Source organism: Flavobacterium sp. OHVDL-2026-0007, assembly GCF_059882335.1.
In genome coordinates this window covers 979,464-1,003,355 of sequence record NZ_CM187612.1, presented here as the reverse complement: position 1 = coordinate 1,003,355, position 23,892 = coordinate 979,464, and the positions used below count along the sequence as shown (strand labels likewise).

The following is a 23,892-nucleotide window of genomic DNA, read 5'->3' as shown; positions in this document are numbered from 1 at the left end:
TTAGTTCGTAGTTTCCCTATTTATCAGGTGCAGGACGATTAGTCTTGAAAGACGTTATTATGTTGACAGCCGGACTAATTTGCGCCGCAGACAGTGCGAAACGAATAACATCAAAGGAAAAATAATCACCACATCCATAACGTGGGATTATGAATTCGAAATCCCCTAAAAATAAGCAGAATAAAGTAGCATGAGCGAGTCCAGTAACAAAAAAGAATTTCTGAAACAGGAATTAAAAGAAGTATTTAAGCTTAAACCTAACAATAGGCATTGGTCTATTCCGGTTTTGGCCTCATTATGCGTGGGCATTCCTATGTTTGTTGGGTATGGTATGAATATGTTCTCATCGGCACTCACGGTCAGCTTGGCAGGTTTGGTAATACTTTATATGCCAACAAATTCAAATTTTGTAGCTAGAATGGCAAAGATGCTTATCTGTTCCTTTGTCTTTTTGATTTCTTTTGGTATTGGAATCATATTTAGTTTTAACCCTATTATTTCGTGTCTTGTTTTCGGTATTTTTAGTATTATAATTCATTGGTTTTCATTATGGCTTAAAATGAGTCCTCCAGGCAATTTCTTTTTCATCATGTTAGCTGCTCTGGCAAGTGGGATACCTTTTAATTTAGAAAAAATACCTGAAAAAATTGGGTTAATAGCGATAGGAACAATTTTGGCATGTTTTCTTGCATTGACTTATAGTTTAATTATAAGAAAACCTGATATTATAAAAGAAACTTCGGGCATGCTCAAGGAAGTTCATTTCAAAAAAGATGCGGATTATGCGGAGTCTTTCATAGTAGGATTTTTTATGTTTGCCTCTTTACTGATTGGTCACTTGTGTGGATTTAACAAGCCTTATTGGATACCTATTTCATGTCTGGCAGTCATGCAGGGAGCTACCGCTCATCATATTTGGAGAAGAGGGTTTTATAGGGTTTTAGGAACTGCGCTGGGTATGGGATTGTGTTGGATAATTTTATCTACTTTAAAAGATCCTTTAGGAATATGTATAGCTATTGTAATCCTTCAATTTATTATAGAGTCGACCGTAACAAGAAATTACACACTTGCAGTACTGTTTATTACACCTTTGACGATTCTGTTAGCTGATGCATCCAATCCATTAGCTCAAAGTCCTACAGAACTGATAACAAGTCGTTTAATAGATGTTTTGATTGGAAGTTTGATTGGTGCCATTGGAGGATGGTTTGTATATCATGAAAAATCGAGACACCATGCTGTCAAAATAATTAGAATAATAAAGTTAGTAATCAAAAAAAAGATATAAAGTGCACCTCCAGTGGCTATTTTTTTATTAGGATATCTCTAGTTTTCTTTTTTTAACCATTTATTCACATCAGACAGCATTATTTCAATCCGCTCATAAGGGACTTGCACCCTCTGGAAAAACAACACCCTGTAAGATTTGTTTTCGATGCAGAAATTAATACACTAATATTTTCAAGGTGTACAGATGGAGAGGTACAATCTAGGTACAAATCCAAGTAAAATATCGCAAACTAAAACAAAGAGATATTTTTCAAAAGACTCAAAAATAAAGCTTAAGCTTTAAAGTGCTTTTAATTTGCAAATCCAAACAGATAGAAAATTCATTCTGAACAGGATTTTTATCTTTTAGTTAGATACTAATTTTCATTGAGTTTTGAGAAGTACTAAAAATAGATAATATTGTAATGTCAATATCACCAATCAGGTAGATTATTTTGTAACTCCATTTTGGAATAAAAATAATGTTCTTTAGGATGTTTAAAAGGCATATTCGAAATACTTTCCACAATAGAAACTAATTCAGTAATAACGTTTTCCACTTAGACAGTTAGTGAGACACTACCTATTTAAAAGATATAATCATAACTATCTTGGAACTCTTGTCTAGCTCTAGATTACCAAACAATTATCTTTTAAGGATATGGTTTAATACTTGTTCAGAAGTAGACGTTTTAGCGGTTCCACCTTTTATATCATCAATACGATTCTGTGTATTTTTGTTATATTCAGAAACAGAAAAAGCCTGGCCGTTTGGAGTATAACCGACTATTATTTCATCTTCTTTTTTTGTTTCAAAGGGCATTCCCATTTCTTTTGCTAAATTTTTTAAAAGAGATAATTGTGTTTTGTTCTTAGGATGTAATATTATGGCTTCCATTGTTTTTATGCTTTAATAAAGTTAATTATTATATTACTACTGTAAAGATAAAGGATAGTAATTATTTATAGAGTTTTTTTTTATTGAAGCGTGTTTTTATTTAGGTAGAGTGTCACTATAACTTTTAGGGGCGGTTATATGTATACAATGGATAACGGAAATATTAGTTTCTAATTTTGCAGTATTCAATATTGTGTCTTCAATTTTATTCTCCTTTGGTTTGAACTTGTGCAAACTATGCACTTGTTGTTTCTTTTACTTAAGTGATTTGCTTTCTTCCAATAGAATTTTAGTAATATGATAAAAAGAGTAAAGCCTTAAATCCTATTAAATTAAAAAGAAGTTACTTCCCGATGCAAAAGTTTGCGAAGATGTTTCCTAGTAATTCATCATTGGAGACCTGGCCTGTGATCAACCCAAACTGGTATAAAGCTTCACGAATATCTAAAGCAATTAGGTCGCTTGAAAGATTCGTTTCTAGTCCGAATTTTACTTTCATAATTTCGTCTAGCGCTTTTAGTAGGGAGTCATAATGCCTTGTGTTAGTCACTATAGTTTCATTGTTACGAAGTGCTCCAGTGTTGACAAAGGAAAGTAATATACTCTTCAGATCATCAACACCAATGTTTTCTTTTGCAGAAAGCATTAAAATTTCTGGAATTTCAGATTTTAAGTTTGTAATTTCATGGTTAGTTAATCTGTCAGATTTGTTACCAATAATAATCAGTGGCTTTAGCGGAAATTGATTTTTTATTTTCTCTAGTTCGACTTTTAACTTCAATCCTGAAGTTTTAAACTCAACACTATCAAACAAAAATATAACAACCTGTGCTTGTTCGATTTTCTCGAACGTCTTTTTGATACCAATGCTTTCTACAACATCAGTCGTTTCACGTATACCCGCTGTATCAATAAATCTAAATCCAATTCCGCCAATCACGAGTTCATCTTCAATGGTATCTCGAGTAGTTCCTGCTATGTCAGAAACAATGGCGCGTTCTTCATTTAATAAAGCATTAAGTAGTGTAGATTTACCAACGTTTGGTTCTCCAACAATAGCTACTGGTATACCGTTTTTAATAACGTTTCCAACTGCAAATGAGTCAATTAAACGTTTTAACACAAACTCAATTCTATTTAAAAGTTCATAGAACTGTGTTCTGTCTGCAAATTCAACATCTTCTTCTGCAAAGTCTAATTCTAGTTCGATCAGCGATGCGAAGTTTAAAAGTTCTTCACGTAGTTTAGCTATTTCATTACTAAAACCACCGCGCATTTGTTGCATAGCAATTTGATGAGAAGCTTCATTATCAGACGAGATTAAATCGGCAACCGCTTCTGCTTGAGATAAATCAAGTTTTCCGTTCAAAAAAGCACGTAGCGTAAATTCTCCAGCATCGGCCATACGACACCCTTTACGGAGTAATAACTGTATGATTTGCTGTTGAATATAAGTAGAACCGTGACATGATATTTCAATGGTGTTTTCACCTGTATAGGAGTTAGGGCCTTTAAATACCGAAACTAAAACTTCATCAAGGGTTTTTGTATCATCTACAATATGACCTAAATGCAAAGTATGTGTTTTTTGCTTGGTTAAGTCTTTGTCTTTTATGGATTTAAAAACCGAATTTCCGATAGTGATGGCTTCAGCACCTGAAATTCGAATTATAGCAATAGCGCCAGCTCCTGATGGAGTAGCCAATGCAACTATAGAATCTTGATTTATCATGGGGCAAAGGTATAAAAAAAGGAGGAAAATTGCGAATTTGAACTAGGGATAGAATTGAACTTTAAAATTTCACGATTTCATTTTAACAAGATTATTTAATGTTAAAATACTGATAATTATCAGCTTGTTTTGTTTGTAGAATGATTAAATTTGAGAAACGAACCTCTAAACAGAATAATCAAATGAAAAAGATATTGTTTCCCACTGATTTTTCCGAAGCCGCAACAAATGCCTTCGTACATGCTTTGGAATTTGCGAAAATTGTCAATGCTGAGCTTGTTTTGTTACATACTTTTGAGATTCCAGTTTATGATAGTCAATTTTTTCCTGAAAACTATGCGGCCATTTATAGTTCGATCGAATTAGCAAAATTTGAAATGTTTAAAGATGAGATTCCTAAACTCAGAGCTATTGCCGCTGAACGTAAATTAGAAGAGATTATCATCAAGCACCGTTTAATGGATGGTGATTTGCTCTTTAATATTAAAAATGCTGTTGCAGAAGATAAAATTGATTTTGTGATTATGGGGACCTCTGGCGCGTCAGATTGGACTCGGTTTTTCCTTGGTTCCAATACAAACTCTGTGATTTCTGGAGTTGAAGTTCCTGTTTTGTGTATCCCTTATAATGCTAAATTTAAGAAAATTAAAACGATTGGATTTACCACACGTTATCGTGAAAAAGATAAGGCGGAACTTCGAAAAGTATTAGAAATAGCCCAAAAAACCAATGCAAAGGTGAGAAGCTTGTATGTCAAAACTTCTAATTCGGATGTTTCGGATGTTACCGTAAAAGAATGGGAAAAGGAGTTTGCTAGTGATAATGTAGAGTTTTTGGTATTACCGAGCGATGAAGTGAAAGAGACTATTCTTGATTTTATTCTATATAAAGATGTGGATGTTTTAACCACCATTACTCATAAGAAAAGCTTCTTTGAGAGTATTTTCGAATCTAGTTTTAGTAAAAAAATAACCAAAGAAGTGGCGATTCCTATATTAGTGATGCATGAGACTTAATTCTTGTAGCTTTTAATGGCAGTTTTTTAACGTTATGATCTATATTTGTAGTTCATCAAATTTTAAAAATGAATCTATATCAAAGCCGGGTTGCTCATTATACAGTAGTGTATCAGAAAATCAATAAGAGGTTTAATGCTATAAGTATTTTACGTCTTTTAAGTGTGTTTCTATGTTTGTTTTTGATGTACAACTACATCAAAACAGATGATATACTGTATGTGGCTTTTGCTTTTTTGTCCTTTGTAGGTTTTCTTTTTTTAATGCGAATTCATTCTCGGCTGTCTTTTGAAAAACAGCTTACAACAGCACTTTTAAATATCAACAAAAAGGAGATTGCCTATTTAAATAGAGAAAAAACACCTTTTGAAAATGGAATAGAATTCAATGATTTTCATCATCCCTATGCCTATGATTTGGATGTGTTCGGCGAAAATTCCTTGTTTCAGAATTTGAATAGGACGGCAACTTTTGTGGGGAAAAGAACCCTGGCTCATCAACTATTGGCCTTGCTTCCTAATGAAAATATAGTAGAGAACCAGGAGGCTATCAATGAGCTAAAAACGAAATTGGATTGGCGTCACGACTTTTTAGCATTAGCAACCATTAGTCAAGACACTAAAGCTTCTTTTGATGCTTTAATTTATTGGAATTCATTTAAAAATAATGCACTACCTAAAGTCTTAGTTGTACTTTCAATAGCTATGCCTGCTTTGTTTTTTGGGTTATTAACGGCCTATTTGATTACTTCTAAAATTATTTTGTTATCGTATTTGAGCTATGTTTTTATAGCCAATTTGATCGTGTTAGGAAAAGCAGTTAAACGAATTCAATCCGAAATCGCAAAAGCTGATCATGTGGATAAAATCATCAAACAATACAGTTTGCTGGTAGCGAAAATTGAAACAGAAACTTTTGAATCCAAAAAATTGAAAGAGTTGCAACAGCAGCTTATTTTTAAAAATGCTTCAGCGAGTACCCATTTAAAAGATTTGTCTGAATTGTTTGCTAGAATGGATACCATAAATAATTTTGTTACCGCAACGGTCTTTAATGGCGTGTTTTTGTATAATCTACATGTTTTAAAAGCGCTTTTGAAATGGAAGGATAATTATTCTACGGAGCTTGAAAAATGGATTGCCATAATTGGTGAATTTGAAGCTTTGAATAGCTTAGCTAATTTGGCCTATAATAATTCTGATTTTGTTTTCCCTAAAATTAATACTGATTATAAAATTGGGTTTGCCAATTTGGGGCACCCTTTATTGAATCCAGCTACTAGAGTAGGGAATGATACTCATTTTTACCCGCAATCCTTTGTGATTTTAACAGGTTCTAATATGTCAGGTAAAAGTACTTTTTTAAGAACTTTGGGAGTGAATATGGTTTTAGGAGGTATTGGTTCTGTTGTTTGTGCATCAGAGGCTAACATCCATCCATTGCCAGTATTGGTTTCAATGCGTTTGTCGGATTCTTTAGCCGATAGTGAGTCGTACTTTTTTGCAGAAATTAAGCGATTGAAGCAAATCATGGACGCACTAGAAGGTGGACCTGCTTTTGTTTTATTAGATGAAATTTTGAGAGGAACGAACTCGGATGATAAACGAAACGGCACTATTGAAGTGGTTAAAAAGGTGATTGGACAGAAGGCTATTGGTGCGATTGCCACGCACGATATTGAAGTTTGTTTAACCACTAATGAGTATCCGACTATCTTAAAGAATCAATGTTTTGAAGTTGAAATTAAGGATAATGATCTGCATTTTGATTACAGACTACGAGATGGAATTTGTAAAAATAAAAGTGCTACGTTTTTAATGCAGAAAATGGGCGTGATTTAATACGGCCTTTAAGTGTTGTTTTTCTTTTAGTCTTACTTGTTAGTGATCCTACTTTTTGTTGTTAAGGTAAAGGATGCTAGTTAAAGTAGCTGATAACACTGCTTTGACTTCGTTTAGAGCTGATACTAAAGAGTAGTGCGAGTCTTGCTGAGCGAAGTCAAAGCGGTGGGAATAATTATTTTTTCTGTGCTTCTGTAATGGTTTGTACAAAAGCTTCTACTGGTTGAGCTCCTGAAACAGCGTATTTGCGATCAAAAACAAAAAAAGGAACACCTTGCACTCCAATTTGCTGTGCTTCGGTTATATCTCTTTGAACGTCGTTAGCGTGCAGCGTTTCGTTTTCCACTACTTCTTGTACTTCTTTTTGATCTAAACCAGCCTGCGCTGCTAATGCAATCAAGGTTGGAGCATCGTTTAAATCTTTTCCGTCCGTGAAATATGCCTTAAAGAAGATTTCTTCCATCTGATCGCCTAATTTTTTGGTTTTTGCCAATTGAATGATACGATGTGCGGTGAAAGAGTTTGAGATAATAGCTTTGTCAAAACGATAGTCCAAACCAACCTCTTTTGCGCGTTCTGTGACTCCTTTGTGCATTTCTTTGGATTGTTCCACTGAAATACCTTTTCGTTCGGCTAAGAACGTATAAACGTCTTTATCCGATTGTGGTTCAATAGATGGATCAAGCTGAAAGCTTTTCCATTCAATTTCAAATTCACCATTTGGAAATTCCGCTAAAGCCGTTTCCAATTGTCTTTTTCCGATATAACAAAACGGACACATGATGTCCGACCAAATTTCTATTTTCATACTGCAAAATTAAATAAATATTTGCAAAGTAGGTTTTATCAGAGCTTTGAGGTTTTGGAAAGTTTTGTTAAAGTTTAACTTGACTTTAGTTTTTGCTTTAGGCAGAAGGGATTATGGTCTAACTAAAAAACCGCAACTCTTTTGAAAGAATTGCGGTTTCTAGGTATAAAAAATGGTTGGTTAATAGCGTATTGTATTTCTTTTACAATGATATGTTTTTAATTTGAAACTAAAAATATTCTTTGTAACAAAAATGAGTTTTGATGTTAACTGTTTAACATTACAGGCATTACCAACATGGTAACAGTTTCTCCTTCTTCTAAACCATCTACTGGAGTTAAAATTCCAGCTCGGTTCGGTAATGACATTTCTAACATAATAGTGTCTGATTGCAAGTTAGTCAACATCTCTGTTAAGAAACGAGAGTTGAAACCAATTTGTAAATCATCTCCTTGATAATCACATGTCAATCTTTCTTCTGCTTTGTTAGAGTAATCAATATCTTCTGCAGAAACGTTTAATTCAGCTCCAGCAATTTTTAAACGAATTTGGTGTGTAGTTTTGTTTGAGAAAATCGCAACACGTTTCACTGAACTTAAAAATAAAGAACGGTCAATCATTAATTTATTAGGATTCTCTTTAGGAATTACCGCTTCGTAATTAGGGTATTTTCCGTCGATTAAACGACACATCAAAATATAATTATCAAATGAGAAAGTCGCATTTGAATCATTGTATTCAATTTTTACTTCAGCGTCAGAACTTCCTAGGATACTTTTTAAGATATTTAAAGGTTTCTTTGGCATAATGAAATCCGCTACTTGAGAGGCTTTCACATCCGTACGAGCATATTTTACTAGCTTATGAGCATCTGTAGCTACAAAAGTTAATCCTTCTGGTGAGAACTGGAAGAAAACTCCAGACATTACCGGACGTAAATCATCATTTCCAGCAGCAAAAATAGTTTTGCTTACTGCCGTTGCCAATACATCAGCAGGAACCAAGGTTACAGATGGATCTTCTAAGTGTACTGATTTAGGGAACTCTTCTCCAGCTGCATAAGCCAAAGCATACTTCCCTGAATTAGAACTAATTTCAACGGTATTGTTGTCTTCAACAGTAAAGGTTAAAGGTTGTTCTGGAAACGTTTTTAAAATTTCAAGTAAAAGTTTAGCTGGAACAGCTACACTTCCTTTGCTTGTAGAATCGATTGATAATGTAGCAGACATTGTGGTTTCAAGATCCGATGCCGAAACTGTCAACTCATTATGGTCTAGTTCAAATAAAAAATTATCTAAAATAGGTAACGTATTGTTACTGTTAATAACACTACCTAATACCTGTAATTGTTTTAGTAAGTACGAACTCGATACTATAAATTTCATCTCTTTTGTTTTATTTTTTTGCTCTTTTCTTTAGTTTTTTCTCAACTACGCTAGATTTTACAAATATATCGTAAACAATCTTAGTTTCGCAAATTTTTTATTAACATCTATTTGCTGTATTTCTTTTTTCTGATGTAGGTAAATGCCAATCCGAAAACCAATAAAATAAGAATTGGAAGTCCGATAGTTATGAATTGTGTTAGGTTGTAATGTTCAAAAACCTTCTCTTTATCCAATAAGGGCAAGTCCACATCTTTACTTCTAATGTTAATAAGTCCAGTATCATCTAACAAATAATTGATGCAATTCATCATGAAATCTTTGTTGTCGTATAAGTTTCCGGTACGTTGATCGTAACCTAATTCCACTGGCATCATATTTTTGTCTAGTTGATTTCGGGCCAAGTCTCCATCGGCAATCACGATCATTTTGCTTGGTTTGCCTACGGCTATAAAGTTAGCCTCTTTGAAAGGGAGTACACGGTTTTCGAAAGCCGAATGAAAATTACCTTCTAGTAAAACCGATAATGCTAAATTTCCTTTATTAAGATAATCCTCAGGTGAAGTTTTCTCTGTTACTATATTCAAATTGATCTCAGCAGGGGTTCCTACTTTTGTTGAATAGGCGGAGGATTGTAATAAGACTGTTTTTTTGATACCATTTCTTAAGGTGTCGATTGGATTGGCAAAATCAAATTTTATGCCTCCCAAATTTTTGACAATTGGATGGTGACCAGTAGGAATTACCTGTGGCGCGTATTTCCAAATGAAGTCTTGGTATTGGGTAGCAGTACCTTGTTCTCCAGTAGCCAACTTAATTGGACTACCGTTTTCGTCTTTGACTAAATCAGGATTAATTCTGAATCCATATTTAAAGAACATATCGTTTAGGTTCAAATCTCTGGGGTAAGCCAAAGTAGCCCCAGACTGATTGTATAAGCTGTCCATATCGGCTGCCACCTGATCAATTAACCACAAGGTTTTACCTCCACCCATGATAAACTGATCTAAAACCTGTTTCTCTTCATCGGAAAAAGTCTCGGTTGGTTTAGTGATGATCGCTAAATCGTATTTTTTTAATGCTTCTAGAGTGGCTGTTGAATTGTTGGAAACCGAATCTAAGGTGAAAGGTCCTATATAATAGCTTTCGCGAATTTGTCTTAGGATCTTGTCAAGGTGAATTTCACGCATCTCACCGTTACCTTTTAAGATGGCTACTTTCTTTTGTCTGTCTTTGGTGATTTTGTTGATCCCATCGGCAATAGAATACTCTAAGTGCTGAATTGATCCCATCACTTTTTCTGTAGTAGAAGCGCCCATTCTGTTCTTTAGCAATGGGATATTGACTTCTTTATTGTTGTATACCGCAATTGCCCAAGGAAAAACCATGGCTTGGGATTGTTTGCCTTTATCGTCAACGGTAATGTTGATAGGGGTAAGTCCTTTTTGGAAAAGTGATTTGGCTATATCCATGCTTTGGTCTTCGTTTTCCATTGGGTTTACGAATTCGAAAACGATGTTTTTATTATAGGCCTGAAACTCTTCTACTAATTGTTTTGTTTCTTGTTGCAGGCGTCTAAAATCCGCTGGCAAGTCACCTTGCATATAAATCTTAATCGATAAGGGGTTTTTAACCTGTTGGATGATCTGAAGTGAGGTTTCTGATAGGGTATATCGTTTGTCTTTGGTTAAATCAAAGCGATGAAAAAACAAAGTTCCTAAGAGGTTTAAAGCGATTAAAACAAATACGGTAATCCCTAATGTCTTGATGTTGTTTTGAGTAGCTACTTTCATTAGGCTTTAAAAGATTTTAATTGGTAAACGGTAAAGGAAAGAAACAATACGGTAATGCTTAAAAAATAGATCACATCACGTGTATCGATAACGCCTCGACTCATACTTTTGAAGTGGTCTTGCATGCCAAAGGCTGAGATTATACCAGCTGCTGAAGGAAGCAGTGTTGCGATACCTTCAAAACCAAAATAAAAGAAAAAACACAAGAAAACCGAAAGGATAAAAGCGACAATCTGATTTTCAGATAGGGTAGAAGTAAAGATTCCAATAGCGCTATAGGCTGCTACCAGGAACAACAATCCAAAATAAGAACCGATGGTGCTGCCCATATCAATATTCCCTACAGGAGATCCTAGGTTCGAAATTACTTTTACATAGATAAAAGTTGGGATGATGGCTAGGATGATAAGCAGGAGTGAGCCTAAAAATTTTCCGTTTACAATTTCCCAAATCGATAAAGGTTTGGTTAAAAGCAATTCTAGGGTTCCTTGTTTTTTCTCATCAGAGAAACTTCTCATCGTTACAGCCGGAATTAAGAAGATTAAAATCCAAGGCGCTAAAGTGAAGAAGGGGGTTAAATCTGCATAACCTGAATTTAAGATATTGTAGTCTCCTTCGAAGACCCATAAAAAGAGTCCGTTGCTCACTAGGAAAATGGCAATAACCAAATAGCCAATAGGAGAGCCAAAAAAGGATTTTATTTCTCGAAAAATAATTGATTTCATGTGTAAGGTATATTTGTTTGTAGCTGGGGTCGCTGTTTGTTGTTTTAGCCAAGCGGGGTAGCTTGCTATTTTTAAGCCAAAGTAACTAACTTATCTACGCTCCACGCTTCAGGCTTGGCATTGAATAGTGTTTTAGTATAGGTCCAAACACTATCAAAAAGTGCTGATTGCCTGTAGTTTTCTAAATCGGCCTCGGTTTCCCAATAGCTATAAGTGAAAAATATACATGGGTCATTTTTATCCTGATACAATTCTAAAAAACGATTTCCATCGGCATTTCGTATTTTTTCTTTCACAATTTCAAAATTCGCTAAAAAGTCAGGAATTTTTTCTTCATGAAAACTCATTTTTACTATTCGAACAAGCATCTTTAGGGGGTTTAGATTTTTGAGTTTAATTTTTTGTTTGAAAATGGGCTTATAAGGGCGCAAAAATACCAAAATAGATTGTTCTTTTTAGCAAAAATGAAAATTTTATAAAAGCTTATTGGTTGCTGTTTTGTCTTGGGTGGGTCCTTTTAGGGAAAAACAAATGGCTAGTAGAGCCCATAGGGGGCAGCTGCAAAATAAGGCTTCTTCTTTTGTAGTTGTCGTTTCTTCGTTAGGATCGAGGTAATAGAGTAGGCAATGGGCTAAAAACCGTTTGCGTTGGCTGAAGAAAATAATAGGATGGTTGGTCCAGGTTAAGAGCTCTCGGGGTAGTCTTAAGCCAAGAAATTAATGGTAATAACATCTCTATAGTTCAATCCTAAAAGACTAGAGGCTGAACCTACTTTAGAAGGGTTACTTCTGAAAATGGCAATTTCTAGAAAACCAGCTTCATTAAAAACCGCTAGTTTTTCACCCTCATAGGTTTTTATGGGGTATTTCTCAGAGGTAGCAATGGAAGAGTAATTCGGTAAGATTGTTTTGATGTTTTTAGGTTTCATTACAATTTCATAGCGACGCCCTTTGGCTACTTCCAAAAAGTGCTTCTTAGAGATATTGGTCACAATATTTCCAAAATGATCGATATAAATGACATAACCTTTTAATGAATTTCCATCATTGGAAAGTACGGCTTGTAATTCGGTGATTTGTTTGATTTGCTGTATCTCTTTACCAATGACATTCAATAGACCTCCTTTTGCGATATGACAAGCTACTTTGATAAAGATATCTAGATCACTTGATTCTGGCGGAAAGCGATCGTGGATGTTAATGGCTACGATTTTTTGTGGCACTATCTTTTGTGTCAACATGCTTAGAATACCATTATCCGCGCAAATGAAGTAGTGATCATTCCATTGCATGGCAATGTGTTGATTCTCTTTATTGCGTTCAATATCAACCCCAATTAAGTGAACGGTTCCTTTTGGGAAACTCAAATAAGCGGCTCCGATAACGTAACTGGCTTCGGCTGTGTTGAATGGATCAATATCATGTGAAATATCAATAATTGTTGCATCCAAAGACTCGGATAGAATTTTACCCTTGAGCGAACCAACAAAGTGGTCTTTTAAGCCGTAATCAGTAGTAAGGGTAATTATTGACATCATTTTGTTTATAACTATTGGTAGTATTTAAATCTAATTTTTATTAAATTTGAGAAGTGCAAAGCTAGTAATAGTAAATTCAAAAATACAAGAAAGAAAAGACAAATTATAATAAATGTCTCAGTTATTGGTTTCAATTTCCTGTGAGAAAAAGAATGAAGTAGATGGAAATGAACCCTACTGTGACTGCTACTGAAAACATTGGCAAATGAAAAGATACCCGACAGCCTTTATTTATAGAAAAGATTTAATTTTAATTTAAAACTACCTCATTTGAACGAAAGAATAATCGAGCTCATAGACATCGCTCCAAAAGACTTTTGGGGCGCTCAAGACACTCATCTTGAAATAATTAAAAGGTATTACCCAAAGCTTAAAATAGTAGCAAGAGGGACGACCTTGAAGGCATTTGGCGAAAAAGAAGTTTTAGATGAATTCGAAAAGAGATTTCAAAGGCTTATGCTTCATTTTACCCGATACAATAACATTGATGATAATGTAATTGAACGTGTAATAATGAGTGATGGTCTAGATGATAGAAAATCATTAGATCATGACAAAATATTGGTTCATGGCGTTGGTGGTAAAATTATAAAAGCCATGACTCCTAACCAGCAACTGCTAGTGGATACCATTAAAAAAAATGACATGGTATTTGCTGTTGGACCCGCTGGAACAGGGAAAACCTACACAGGGGTGGCTATGGCTGTTAAGGCACTTAAAGATAAGGAAGTTAAAAGGATCATATTAACAAGACCAGCGGTAGAAGCAGGAGAAAATCTAGGTTTTTTACCCGGTGATATGAAAGAAAAATTAGATCCCTATATGCAACCGCTTTATGATGCTTTGCGCGATATGTTACCCAACGAGAAGCTCGAAGATTATATTTTGAAAGGGATTATTCAGATTGCCCCCTTGGCCTTTATGCGTGGGCGTACTCTTGATAATGCCTTTGTAATTCTAGATGAAGCGCAAAACACGACGCATTCTCAAATGAAAATGTTTTTAACCCGTATGGGGAAAAATGCTAAGTTTATGATTACAGGGGATCCAGGTCAGGTGGACTTACCTCGCAGGACTATATCAGGACTAAAAGAAGCAATTCTAGTTTTGAAAGATGTCGATGGTATCGGTATTATTTATCTTGATGATAAAGATATTGTACGTCACCGATTAGTGAAAAAAGTGATTGACGCTTATAAACAAATAGAAAATCACGATTAATATCGTGAAGGGATTTAACCACAGATTAAAATATTTTTTGCTGATGCGCAATGATCACTTTAATTTTTTAATCTGTGGTTTTTAATACTAAAACAGATCATATTCGTTTTGTTCAGTTCTATTATAGAAAGGGATAAAACGAATATTTTTTTTGATTCGTAAGGGATATCGTTTTTTAAAATAGGAGTTTGAAACAATGTCTTCAGGTTTCGATTAAAGTAAAAAAGGATGGTAAGTGTAGTGAAGCAAGAAAGAAAAAAGCGAACAATTTGTGCTTCGATATTAGAAGCAATGAAGATTGAAAGTAAGGATAGTGCTATGAACTGTAAGTAGGGTGAAATGAGGATTGTTAAAATTTAAGTAATTTGAAATCAATTGTTAGTCTAATCGTTAAATAAATAATAAACTTAGGCTATTTTGGGGTTTATCAATAGCCAATCTTTGTTCTTCTGCGACTAAAACCGTAAATTTGCGCATCATAAATATTTGATTTTTAATATGACTAAACTTAAAAATATAAAAGTGGTGGTAAGTGACTTAGACGGTACTTTACTGAATCCACAACACAGAATATCAGCTTACACCAAATCCATTTTTCAAGAGCTTCACAGTCAAAATTACCTATTAATTGTAGCTACAGGTCGTCATCATCTAGATGCGATGGCTATTATTGATACTCTAGAGGTTCCCGTTTACCTGGTAAGTTCAAACGGCGCCAGAGTACATTCACCTGAAAAGGAAGAGCTCTTTGCATTTGACTTAAAAAGTGATGTGGTAAAAGCAGCTTTAAACGTGGAAATTGACCCTGAAATCACCGTGGTTTTATTCAAGGAAAATGTTTGGCAAACCAACAGAATGAACGAAAAGTTAAATGCTTATCAAGCGGATTTAAAATATCTTCCCGAATTGGTAGATTATAAAACACTTGAAGACTTTAGCGCCATTAAAATATTCTTTTCTCATGACGATCATGAAAAATTAGTCACTTTAAAAGAGGCTGTTTTGGAGCAATCTTCAGATGAATTGCACCATGCTTTCAGTTTACCAACTTGTTTAGAGTTTATGGATAAATCTGTCAACAAAGCAGCAGCCATTGAAAAAGTATTAGAAAGAGTAGGGTTTTCTTTGGAAGAAGTCGTTTCTTTTGGGGATGGTTTTAATGATGTGGAGATGTTATCTTTAACTGGAAAAGGCTTGATCATGGGTAATGCTCCTGCTTTGCTAAAAGAAACCTTACCTCATTTAGAAGTTATTAAGACCAATGCTGAGGACGGTGTAGCGAATTATATTGCTGCTAAAATTTTAAATAAAGAATTAGCTGTCAGTTAATCATAAAATTGGTAGCCATGTGCTAAAATTTTAGACTTTTATAAAAAAAATAAGGTCCTTGGAGATAATTCTTCAAGGATTTTTTTTGTTTGATACACATAGCGCAAAGGAATTCAATTGTAAATGATAAAAACATTTTTTTAGTAATTTTCAAAGTGTATTTTTGTTTTCTTAAACAAACCACTAGCATGAAAAAAACTATTTCTATCCTTGCCTTTTTTGTTTTTTCCATTTCAGTAAATAGCCAAAGCCTGAAATTAGAAGAGATAATGAAAGGAGAATCTTTTATTGGAAATCAACCCACAAATGGACGTTGGTCCTTAGATGGTAAAAAAGTGTATTTTGAATGGAATCCTACCGAAGACATTGGAGCCAGTACCTATTCTTGGCAAAAAGGAGGGCTAAAACCGGTTTTGGTTGAAGCGAAAGAAGCGGTTTTTTCTAAACTTGATTTTAAAAGAAAGGCAGGATCTGATTTGGTTTATTACGTGGATAACGGTGGTTTATACTCGTATACCATCAGTACTAAGGTGGTTAAAAAGATCATTCAGCAAAGTACGCGTATTTCTAATCTAGAGGTGGGTGCTGGCTCTGGTATCTTATTTTTTCAACAAAATGATAATCTCTTTCAATACAATGCTAAGGAAGGAACAGTATTGCAGCTAACGAATTTTAGCAAAGGGATTAAAAAAGATAAAACGGCTGAAAAAGATTCTTATTTGAAGACCCAACAAAAAGAATTGTTTCAGTTTATTAGAGACAAGGAAGCAAAAAAGCAATGGAATGTTGCTAAAAGTAGAACTGTTAAGTCCGATTTTGCAAAGGAGTATTTCTATGGAAAAGATAACTTTTATAATCTTAAGGGCAATCCAAATGGTAAGTTTGCTACTTTTAGTTTAGTGGAAGAAGCAGATGTGAAAAGAGAAAAAATGGAGGTGTTTATTACCGATGATGGGTACAATCAAACTCCTGATACCAAAGAGAAGGTATCTACGGCTAATTTGGTTAAAACGAAATTCGGGATCTATGATATAGTTCAAGATTCGGTGTATTATGTTGATTTTTCTAAATTGAGTCATATTCAGGATTTACCTAAGTATTATGAAAACTACGATAATCTAAAAGGTAAAGAGAAAGAAGATAAACTCATTGTTGCTCAGGCGCCAGTGTATAATGAAAGCGGTTCATTGGCTATTGTTGAAATCAGAAGTCAGGACAACAAAGACAGATGGTTGGTGAGTTTGAATCTTGAAAATGGAAGTTTTAAAGAGATTGAGCATCAGCATGATGAAGCTTGGATTGCTGGCCCCGGAATTCCTTCGTATGCTTTTGATTCGGGTGTATTAGGTTTTTTAGCAGACAATGAAACAGTTTATTTTCAATCGGAAGCTACAGGTTATTCACATTTGTATACCTATAACCTAAAAAGTAATAAGAAAAGCCAACTCACTAGTGGCAATTGGGAAGTTCGCGATGTGGTATTGTCTCAAGATAAAAAAACATTTTATTTAACGACCAATACTACGCATCCCGGAAATAGAAATTTTTATAAGCTAGCGGTTCAAGATGGGGTATTACAGCCTCTTTTAACCAAGGATGGTGCGCATGAAGTGGTGTTGTCTCCTGATGAAAAAACACTTTTAGTGCGTTATTCGTATAAAAACATTCCTTGGGATTTTTATATAGCAGACAATAAAAAGAATACAGCTTTGCAACAAATTACATCGTCTGTGTCTGAAAGCTTCAAAAAATACCAATGGAGAACTCCTGAAGTGATTACATTTAAAGCGCAAGATGGTACGGCTGTAAACGCTAGATTATATACACCTAAAGCAGAAAATGCTAATAAAGCTGCGGTGATCTTTGTTCACGGAGCTGGTTATTTACAAAATGCCCATAACTATTGGAGTACATACCACAGAGAGTATATGTTTTATAATATGTTAGCTGACCTGGGCTATACGGTTTTGGATATTGATTATAGAGGTAGCGATGGATATGGTAGAGATTTTAGAACGGGGATTTATCGTTTCATGGGGGGAAAAGATTTAAGTGATCAATTAGATGGGAAGAAATTCTTGGTGGACCATTATGGAATTGAGACTAGCAGAGTAGGAATTTATGGAGGTTCTTATGGAGGTTTTATTACGTTGATGGGGATGTTAACTACTCCGGGTGAATTCGCATCAGGAGCGGCCTTACGTTCGGTTACGGACTGGGCACACTATAATCATGGGTATACTGGTAATATTTTGAACTTCCCTGAAACAGATCCAGAGGCTTACAAGAAAAGCTCACCGATTTATTATGCGGACAATTTAAAAGGGAATTTAGTGATGTTACATGGAATGGTGGATGATAACGTAGAATACAAAGACATTGTTCGTTTATCACAACGTTTTATTGAGTTGCAAAAGAAGAATTGGACGTTAGCTTCTTTCCCTGTTGAAGCACATGGGTTTAAGGAAACCTATTCTTGGATTGATGAATATAGTCGAATCTTGAATTTATTTAATTCGACTCTTTTAAAACCATAATTTACAGGGGACGTTTAACGTCCCCTAGTCATTTTATAAATAAACCCTAAAACGAATACGGAATAGTTCTTTTTTTTCTTTGTTTGCTCTTTTAAATAGTTTTAAATTTGCATTCGTAAAACACAACACAACTAAGGATAATGAGCAATACAATTACAACTACAAATTTTAATTTCCCGAATCAAAAATCAGTTTACCGTGGGAAAGTTAGAGAAGTTTACAATATCAATGACAACCTTCTAGTAATGGTTGCTACAGATAGACTTTCTGCTTTTGATGTGGTTTTACCAAAGGGAATTCCTTATAAAGGACAAATCTTGAATCAAATCGCTACAAAATTCATGGAATTAACCCAAGATATTGTACCGAATTGGTTGATCGCTACTCCAGATCCAAACGTTGCTGTTGGACACTTATGTGAACCTTTTAAAGTGGAAATGGTTATTCGTGGATATGTTTCAGGACATGCCGCTCGTGAGTACGCTTTAGGAAAAAGACAAATCTGTGGGGTAACTATGGTAGAAGGTTTGAAGGAAAATGATCAATTTCCTGAGCCGATCATAACACCAACTACCAAAGCCGATAATGGTTCTCATGATGAAGATATTTCTCGTGAAGACATATTATCAAAAGGAATTGTAAGTGAAGAAGATTATATTGTATTAGAGAAATATACACGTGCTTTGTTTCAAAGAGGAACAGAAATAGCGGCAAGTCGTGGTTTGATCTTAGTCGATACTAAATATGAATTCGGTAAAACTAAAGAAGGTGTGATTGTATTAATTGATGAAATTCATACACCAGATTCTTCTCGTTATTTTTATGCTGATGGATACCAAGAAAGACAAGACAAGGGTGAGGAGCAAAAACAATTGTCTAAAGAGTTTGTTCGTCGTTGGTTAATCGAAAATGGTTTCCAAGGTCAAGAAGGACAACAGATTCCAGACATGAATGAAGAATACATAGCCTCTGTTTCTGAAAGATACATCGAATTATACGAGAAAATCTTAGGAGAGAAATTTGTAAAAGCAGATATTGATCAGATTGATTCGCGCATTGAGAAAAATGTAGAAGCTTATCTTTCGGATAAAGTGTAATAAAAAAAATAATGTAAGCCACAGTTTAAAGAGATAAAGGTTTTTATCCTTCTTTTAAGCTGTGGCTTTTTTTTGCGCTTTATTGTTCCATTTTGGTTTTTAGATTATCCAATCCTTTTTGAAGATCATTACCAATCATTTGATCCATTTTCATCATGGGTAACATAATATTCATAGGATAAGGAATGACACCGCTGATACCCCATTTTACTTTGGTTTGATTGATTGAAACGGCTTGTGTTGACATGAATCCAATAGCAGTATCGTCCATAGGTTTTTTGAAGCGAAGCGCAAAATCGATCCGTTTACCTTCGATTATTTTGGTAATTTCTTGTTCACCAACTCCAACTTCTTTTACCTCACTTTCCCAAGCAGATATCGCTCCAACCGAACCGTCATCTCCTTGAAATGTGGATTTCATTTTGGGATCCATATTAGCCCAAACGCTAAATTCATTTTGATTTTTGAGGAACCTCACATAATTGAATACACTATCAACAGGTTTGTTGATGGTAATTTCTCTTTCAATAGCATAATTTTTGGGCATGAAATAAGCCGAAATCAATACTATGGCCAAAACTAAAATTAATAGAATAAGAATTTTTTTGATGATTCCCATAACAAAGTGGTTTTAAGTTATTAATTGGTTTTTTGGTATTAGATGCTAATGAACGTGGATGAATGACGATACAATAGTGTAGTCGTTTTATAAAGTAAAGTTAAAAAACAAAAGCTTTAAATTTTGTTTTTCGAAGTAATTTAATAAAATTAATAATAATTTTTTCGAATAAGTGTAACATTTTTGATTTTATGCCGTCTTGTATAGTAAGTTCTTAGTTATACTGTATTGAGTAGTTTTTGTTTTAAGGAGCGTGTTTTAATTGAATGTTAAGAAATAGTTAAAACACAGTACTATGTAATGCATAATACGAAAATTACAGTACATTTACATAAGAATTTAAAAATCATCATTAATCAATCAAAAAACACAATCATCATGAAAAAATCAGTTATTTATTTAGGACTAGCTTTAGTAGCCTTTGCAAATGTTTCAATGGCTTCAAATCACAAAGTAGTAGGAAAAGAACAAGTTGTATTCTCAAAATATAGCGCAACACCATTAAATGTGGCTATTAGTAAAGGCGATATTGAAATAGTGAAAAAATTTATAGAGTACGGAGCGGATGTAAATGAATTAACGATAGATATGTCACCTTTGATGACTGCGGCTCGTTATAATAAAGTGGAGATTATTAAAGTTTTATTGGCCAACGGAGCTCGTCCAGAAAATAAAAATGATAAAGGCCTTACTGCTTTAAAATATGCCGAATTATCCAATGCAACGGAAGCTATTGCCATTTTGAAAGCCTACAAATAAAAAAAAAGAAATAGTTTAGAATAAAATAGTTTTTGAGTTAGTATTTGAGACGATCTTCCTGAGCAGAAGGTCGTTTCTGCTTTTACACACTTTTGGTGTTCGTGATGAAGACTGCTACTTTAAAGTTATAAAATGAGAAAGCACCATTTAAAAAATGGTGCTTTTCGCTTTAAACATGAATTAATACAATAACCTAATCAATCATTCTTTCTGTTTTTTAGTATTACGCGATAGGAGCGTGCTTTTTGCGATTAAAGATCCAGAAAAGTATGGGAAAAACCATCAAGGTTAAAATGGTTGCTGTGACTAATCCTCCAATAATAACAATGGCCAATGGCTTTTGAGATTCTGAACCAATTCCTGTAGATATGGCTGCTGGCATTAAACCTATTGAGGCCATTAGCGCAGTCATCACCACGGCTCTTGTTCGGGCTTTTACCCCTCTGAAAATGGATTCTTCGAGAGAGAATTTGGCCTTTAAATTGTGATGAAACTCCGATATAAGGATCACCCCATTTTGGATACAAATCCCCAATAAGGCAATAAATCCAACTCCTGCTGAAATACCGAAATTCATACCGGTCAAATGCAAGGCCATGATCCCTCCAATGATGGCAAAGGGAACATTCGTTAAAACAAGTAAGGAATCTTTAATGTTACCAAATAACACAAACAACAGTACAAAAATTCCAATTAAACTAATAGGGACCACTTGAGCCAAACGAGCACTGGCTCGTACTTGGTTTTCAAACTCGCCTGTCCAGCCGACACTATAACCTGTTGGAAGTTTGAGCTCAGCGACTTTCTTCTGTGCCTCGGCTATTGTACTTCCTAGATCTCGATCACGCACAGAGAATTTTACGCCGATAAAACGTTTGGTATTGTCTCTGTAAATGAAAGCAGGTCCAGTGACGGTTTTGATGTCACAGATTTCTTTTAAAGGAATTTTTACGCCACTAATAGTGGGTACTTTAAGTTCTGCTAGATCTTTTTCATCTTTACGGTATTCTTTGGAAAAGCGAACTCTAACGTCAAACTTTTTCTCCTCTTCGTATTTCTGAGTTGCTGTCTTTCCTCCAAAGGCCAGTTCAAGAACAGCCTGGGCATCTCCTAAGGTAACGCCATAGGCGGCCATTTTTTCTCGATCTAATATTACACTTATTTCAGGTTGTCCCACATTTCTAAGAATGCCGACGTCTTTTATACCTGGTATCGTTTTGATTTTGGCTAAAACTTCATTGGACAATTCATCTAGTTTATCGAGGTCATCTCCGTATATTTTAACGGCATTGGAAGCTTTGAAGCCCGCTACAGATTCAGCAACATTATCAATTACGGGCTGGGAATAGTTATAGGTGATTCCTTGATGTACTTTTAGCTTTTGGTCCATTTCATTGATGAGCTCATCCATATTGATTTTTCGCTTCCACTGGGCTTTTGGTTTTAAATCTACTTGTAATTGTATAAAACCAAATCCATTAGGGTCTGTTCCGTCGTTACTTCTACCGGTTTGGGATAAAACATTTTTTACTTCTGGAAATTCCTGTAGTTCTTTTCGAATCATGGCCGCTGTTTTAACACTTTCAGCCAGAGAGGTGCTCATGGGTAATTCAGCTGTTACCCATAATGCTCCTTCGTTTAACTGTGGTAAAAATTCAGTTCCTAGAAAAGTAGCTGAAAAGAAAGTGATGACGATGATCGATATCGAAACCACTAATGATTTTATTTTATGTTTAAAAGTCCATGCGAATCCTGTACTGACGATTCGATTCCAGAAATTCACAAAGGGATTGTTTTTTTCTTTTACATTTTTATTGAGTAGTATGTGCGATAAAACAGGTACTAGCGTCAAAGTGAAAAGTAAGGCTCCCATCAAGGCGAATCCTAATGTAAAGGCTAAGGGAGAGAACATCTTACCTTCTACTTTTTGAAAAGAGAAGATAGGGAGTAAGGCTGTGATGATGATCAGTTTAGAAAAGAAGATGGCTTTTCCCATTTCAGTTCCTGTTCTTTTAATTAAACTCCCTTTGGCGATTTTATTATAGGCGGTCATCCCCAGTTGATGAGCCCGATGATCTAGAACCACAAATAAGCCTTCGACCATCACCACGGCACCATCAATGATAATTCCGAAATCCACCGCTCCTAAACTCAGTAAATTGGCGTTCATCCCCATCATTTTTAGACACAAAAAGGCAAATAATAGTGATAAGGGAATCACAATCGAAACCGTAAAGGTAGTTCGCCAATCGGCCATGAACAGAAACACCACACAAGTCACCAAAATAATCCCTTCAAATAAATTATGCATCACCGTTTGGGTGGTGAAATTCATTAAATTGTCGCGATCGTAAAAGGTGTCAATTTTGATGTCTTTGGGAAGAATATGGTCGTTTAGATCTTTTATTTTATCCTTAATTAAAGCTAAAGTTTCTTGAGCGTTTTCTCCTTTTCGCATTACCACTATTCCTTCAACAGCATCATCATTGGTACCGATGCCGGTTTGCCCCACTCGAGGCATGGAGCTCTGGTATACCGTGGCGACATTTTTTACTAAAATAGGATTACCGTGAGCATCATCTACAATGATATTTTCAATATCCGGAATGGATTTTAAAAGACCAACACCACGAACCACAAAGGATTGCCCATTTTTTTCAATAACATCACCTCCCACATTTAAATTGCCTGTATTCACAGCATTGTATACTTGAAGAGGGGTAATGTTGTATTTGGCTAGTTTTATAGGATCAACACCTACTTCATAGGTTTTTACTTGGCCTCCAAATACATTTAAATCAGCCACACCTGGAACCGCGCGAAGTTGTTTGTCGATGATCCAGTTTTGATAGGTTAATAATTCTCTACTATCTCTGCTATCGCTTTTAACGATATAGCGGAATATTTCTCCAGTAGGTCCATAAGGGGGTTGGACATCGGGTTCTACATCCTCAGGAAGCGAAACGTTTTTCAATAAATTGTTGACCTGCATACGGGCAAAAGTATCATCAACGCCATCGTCAAAAATGATTTTAATCACCGACAGACCAAACATGGTTATACTGCGAACACTCGTCTTTTTTTGTACGGAGTTCATCGATATTTCAATAGGTGAGGTTACAAAACGCTCAACTTCCTCAGCGCTTTTTCCATTCCACTGCGTAATGATGATAATTTGGGTATTGGTGACATCAGGAAAAGCGTCAATAGGCATGTTTTTAAAAGAGATAAAACCTGCAACGGCTAATACTCCGACCCAAAAAAAGGTAAAGGCTTTATTCTTGAGTGAAAAAGCAATAATATTTCGTATGAATCTGTTCATG

The 23,892-nt window shown here is 35.0% G+C and carries 18 protein-coding genes and 1 pseudogene; 9 read left to right on the top strand and 10 right to left on the bottom strand.

The window, feature by feature from the left end; all coding sequences use genetic code 11:
- Positions 1-11 precede the first annotated feature (11 nt).
- Together AC51AA_RS04185 and AC51AA_RS04180 are read left to right on the top strand one after the other, a co-directional pair.
- Positions 12-125 (top strand): annotated as a pseudogene (locus tag AC51AA_RS04185) (DUF417 family protein); the annotation flags it as partial.
- A 65-nt stretch (positions 126-190) separates the two neighbouring features.
- Positions 191-1,291, top strand: a complete 1,101-nt coding sequence (locus AC51AA_RS04180; RefSeq protein ID WP_500704467.1) for an FUSC family protein — start codon at positions 191-193, stop codon at positions 1,289-1,291.
- A gap of 627 nt (positions 1,292-1,918) precedes the next feature.
- Here AC51AA_RS04180 and AC51AA_RS04175 read toward each other — a convergent pair.
- Positions 1,919-2,170 (bottom strand): DUF2683 family protein, encoded by a 252-nt coding sequence (locus AC51AA_RS04175; RefSeq protein ID WP_500704466.1) that lies wholly within the window; start codon positions 2,168-2,170, stop codon positions 1,919-1,921.
- A gap of 343 nt (positions 2,171-2,513) precedes the next feature.
- Positions 2,514-3,902, bottom strand: a complete 1,389-nt coding sequence (gene mnmE, locus AC51AA_RS04170; RefSeq protein ID WP_500704465.1) for a tRNA uridine-5-carboxymethylaminomethyl(34) synthesis GTPase MnmE — start codon at positions 3,900-3,902, stop codon at positions 2,514-2,516.
- A 182-nt stretch (positions 3,903-4,084) separates the two neighbouring features.
- Here mnmE and AC51AA_RS04165 point away from each other — a divergent pair, with 182 nt between their 5' ends.
- Positions 4,085-4,918, top strand: coding sequence for a universal stress protein (locus AC51AA_RS04165; RefSeq protein WP_500704464.1), 834 nt, complete (start codon positions 4,085-4,087; stop codon positions 4,916-4,918).
- Between the two features lie 68 nt (positions 4,919-4,986).
- A complete protein-coding gene (locus AC51AA_RS04160; RefSeq protein WP_500704463.1) occupies positions 4,987-6,759 on the top strand; it encodes a MutS-related protein in 1,773 nt (590 codons plus the stop codon).
- A gap of 175 nt (positions 6,760-6,934) precedes the next feature.
- Here the strand turns inward: AC51AA_RS04160 and AC51AA_RS04155 are convergent, their stop codons facing one another.
- The 6 genes from AC51AA_RS04155 to AC51AA_RS04130 form a co-directional block, all read right to left on the bottom strand.
- Positions 6,935-7,567, bottom strand: a complete 633-nt coding sequence (locus tag AC51AA_RS04155) for a DsbA family oxidoreductase (protein ID WP_500704462.1) — start codon at positions 7,565-7,567, stop codon at positions 6,935-6,937.
- Positions 7,568-7,833: 266 nt separating this feature from the next.
- The gene (gene dnaN, locus AC51AA_RS04150) at positions 7,834-8,952 is read right to left on the bottom strand and encodes a DNA polymerase III subunit beta (protein ID WP_500704461.1); all 1,119 of its coding nucleotides are present in this window, start codon (positions 8,950-8,952) and stop codon (positions 7,834-7,836) included.
- 107 nt (positions 8,953-9,059) lie between these two features.
- The gene (gldG, locus tag AC51AA_RS04145; RefSeq protein WP_500704460.1) at positions 9,060-10,745 is read right to left on the bottom strand and encodes a gliding motility-associated ABC transporter substrate-binding protein GldG; all 1,686 of its coding nucleotides are present in this window, start codon (positions 10,743-10,745) and stop codon (positions 9,060-9,062) included.
- A complete protein-coding gene (gene gldF / locus AC51AA_RS04140) occupies positions 10,745-11,470 on the bottom strand; it encodes a gliding motility-associated ABC transporter permease subunit GldF (protein WP_500704459.1) in 726 nt (241 codons plus the stop codon). The genes gldG and gldF overlap by 1 nt, the downstream gene beginning before the upstream one ends.
- Positions 11,471-11,541: 71 nt before the next feature.
- Entirely contained in the window at positions 11,542-11,838 is a 297-nt protein-coding gene (locus AC51AA_RS04135) for a putative quinol monooxygenase (RefSeq protein WP_500704458.1), read from the bottom strand.
- A 335-nt stretch (positions 11,839-12,173) separates the two neighbouring features.
- Positions 12,174-13,004 carry an SAM hydrolase/SAM-dependent halogenase family protein gene (locus tag AC51AA_RS04130; RefSeq protein WP_500705608.1) on the bottom strand — a complete coding sequence of 277 codons (831 nt, stop codon included), beginning with the start codon at positions 13,002-13,004 and terminating at the stop codon, positions 12,174-12,176.
- A gap of 273 nt (positions 13,005-13,277) precedes the next feature.
- Between AC51AA_RS04130 and AC51AA_RS04125 the strand changes: the two genes are divergently transcribed.
- From AC51AA_RS04125 to AC51AA_RS04110, 4 genes are all read left to right on the top strand, one after another.
- Complete coding sequence (locus AC51AA_RS04125; protein ID WP_500704457.1) at positions 13,278-14,228, top strand: PhoH family protein; 951 nt, start codon at positions 13,278-13,280, stop codon at positions 14,226-14,228.
- 498 nt (positions 14,229-14,726) lie between these two features.
- On the top strand, positions 14,727-15,557 hold the full coding sequence (locus AC51AA_RS04120) for a Cof-type HAD-IIB family hydrolase (RefSeq protein ID WP_500704456.1): 831 nt from the start codon (positions 14,727-14,729) through the stop codon (positions 15,555-15,557).
- 188 nt (positions 15,558-15,745) lie between these two features.
- Positions 15,746-18,094, top strand: a complete 2,349-nt coding sequence (locus AC51AA_RS04115) for an alpha/beta hydrolase family protein (protein WP_500704455.1) — start codon at positions 15,746-15,748, stop codon at positions 18,092-18,094.
- Between the two features lie 140 nt (positions 18,095-18,234).
- Positions 18,235-19,191 (top strand): phosphoribosylaminoimidazolesuccinocarboxamide synthase, encoded by a 957-nt coding sequence (locus tag AC51AA_RS04110; RefSeq protein ID WP_500704454.1) that lies wholly within the window; start codon positions 18,235-18,237, stop codon positions 19,189-19,191.
- A 79-nt stretch (positions 19,192-19,270) separates the two neighbouring features.
- On the opposite strand, the gene AC51AA_RS04105 is transcribed toward AC51AA_RS04110, so the two are convergent.
- Positions 19,271-19,810 carry an SRPBCC family protein gene (locus AC51AA_RS04105; protein WP_500704453.1) on the bottom strand — a complete coding sequence of 180 codons (540 nt, stop codon included), beginning with the start codon at positions 19,808-19,810 and terminating at the stop codon, positions 19,271-19,273.
- Positions 19,811-20,188: 378 nt separating this feature from the next.
- On the opposite strand from AC51AA_RS04105, the gene AC51AA_RS04100 reads away from it, so the two are divergent.
- On the top strand, positions 20,189-20,569 hold the full coding sequence (locus tag AC51AA_RS04100; RefSeq protein ID WP_500704452.1) for an ankyrin repeat domain-containing protein: 381 nt from the start codon (positions 20,189-20,191) through the stop codon (positions 20,567-20,569).
- Positions 20,570-20,792: 223 nt separating this feature from the next.
- Here AC51AA_RS04100 and AC51AA_RS04095 read toward each other — a convergent pair whose 3' ends face one another.
- Complete coding sequence (locus AC51AA_RS04095; RefSeq protein WP_500704451.1) at positions 20,793-23,891, bottom strand: efflux RND transporter permease subunit; 3,099 nt, start codon at positions 23,889-23,891, stop codon at positions 20,793-20,795.
- Between the last annotated feature and the right edge of the window lies 1 nt (position 23,892).

What these genes read in the sequence shown, in the direction of transcription:
- AC51AA_RS04120 (WP_500704456.1), top strand. Translation starts at nt 14,727, where the DNA reads ATGACTAAACTTAAAAATATAAAAGTGGTGGTAAGTGACTTAGACGGT.
- AC51AA_RS04155 (WP_500704462.1), bottom strand. Translation starts at nt 7,567, where the DNA reads ATGAAAATAGAAATTTGGTCGGACATCATGTGTCCGTTTTGTTATATC.
- AC51AA_RS04135 (WP_500704458.1), bottom strand. Translation starts at nt 11,838, where the DNA reads ATGCTTGTTCGAATAGTAAAAATGAGTTTTCATGAAGAAAAAATTCCT.
- AC51AA_RS04110 (WP_500704454.1), top strand. Translation starts at nt 18,235, where the DNA reads ATGAGCAATACAATTACAACTACAAATTTTAATTTCCCGAATCAAAAA.
- AC51AA_RS04130 (WP_500705608.1), bottom strand. Translation starts at nt 13,004, where the DNA reads ATGTCAATAATTACCCTTACTACTGATTACGGCTTAAAAGACCACTTT.
- AC51AA_RS04105 (WP_500704453.1), bottom strand. Translation starts at nt 19,810, where the DNA reads ATGGGAATCATCAAAAAAATTCTTATTCTATTAATTTTAGTTTTGGCC.
- mnmE (WP_500704465.1), bottom strand. Translation starts at nt 3,902, where the DNA reads ATGATAAATCAAGATTCTATAGTTGCATTGGCTACTCCATCAGGAGCT.
- gldG (WP_500704460.1), bottom strand. Translation starts at nt 10,745, where the DNA reads ATGAAAGTAGCTACTCAAAACAACATCAAGACATTAGGGATTACCGTA.
- AC51AA_RS04175 (WP_500704466.1), bottom strand. Translation starts at nt 2,170, where the DNA reads ATGGAAGCCATAATATTACATCCTAAGAACAAAACACAATTATCTCTT.
- AC51AA_RS04160 (WP_500704463.1), top strand. Translation starts at nt 4,987, where the DNA reads ATGAATCTATATCAAAGCCGGGTTGCTCATTATACAGTAGTGTATCAG.
- AC51AA_RS04115 (WP_500704455.1), top strand. Translation starts at nt 15,746, where the DNA reads ATGAAAAAAACTATTTCTATCCTTGCCTTTTTTGTTTTTTCCATTTCA.
- gldF (WP_500704459.1), bottom strand. Translation starts at nt 11,470, where the DNA reads ATGAAATCAATTATTTTTCGAGAAATAAAATCCTTTTTTGGCTCTCCT.
- AC51AA_RS04100 (WP_500704452.1), top strand. Translation starts at nt 20,189, where the DNA reads ATGAAAAAATCAGTTATTTATTTAGGACTAGCTTTAGTAGCCTTTGCA.
- AC51AA_RS04095 (WP_500704451.1), bottom strand. Translation starts at nt 23,891, where the DNA reads ATGAACAGATTCATACGAAATATTATTGCTTTTTCACTCAAGAATAAA.
- dnaN (WP_500704461.1), bottom strand. Translation starts at nt 8,952, where the DNA reads ATGAAATTTATAGTATCGAGTTCGTACTTACTAAAACAATTACAGGTA.
- AC51AA_RS04165 (WP_500704464.1), top strand. Translation starts at nt 4,085, where the DNA reads ATGAAAAAGATATTGTTTCCCACTGATTTTTCCGAAGCCGCAACAAAT.
- AC51AA_RS04180 (WP_500704467.1), top strand. Translation starts at nt 191, where the DNA reads ATGAGCGAGTCCAGTAACAAAAAAGAATTTCTGAAACAGGAATTAAAA.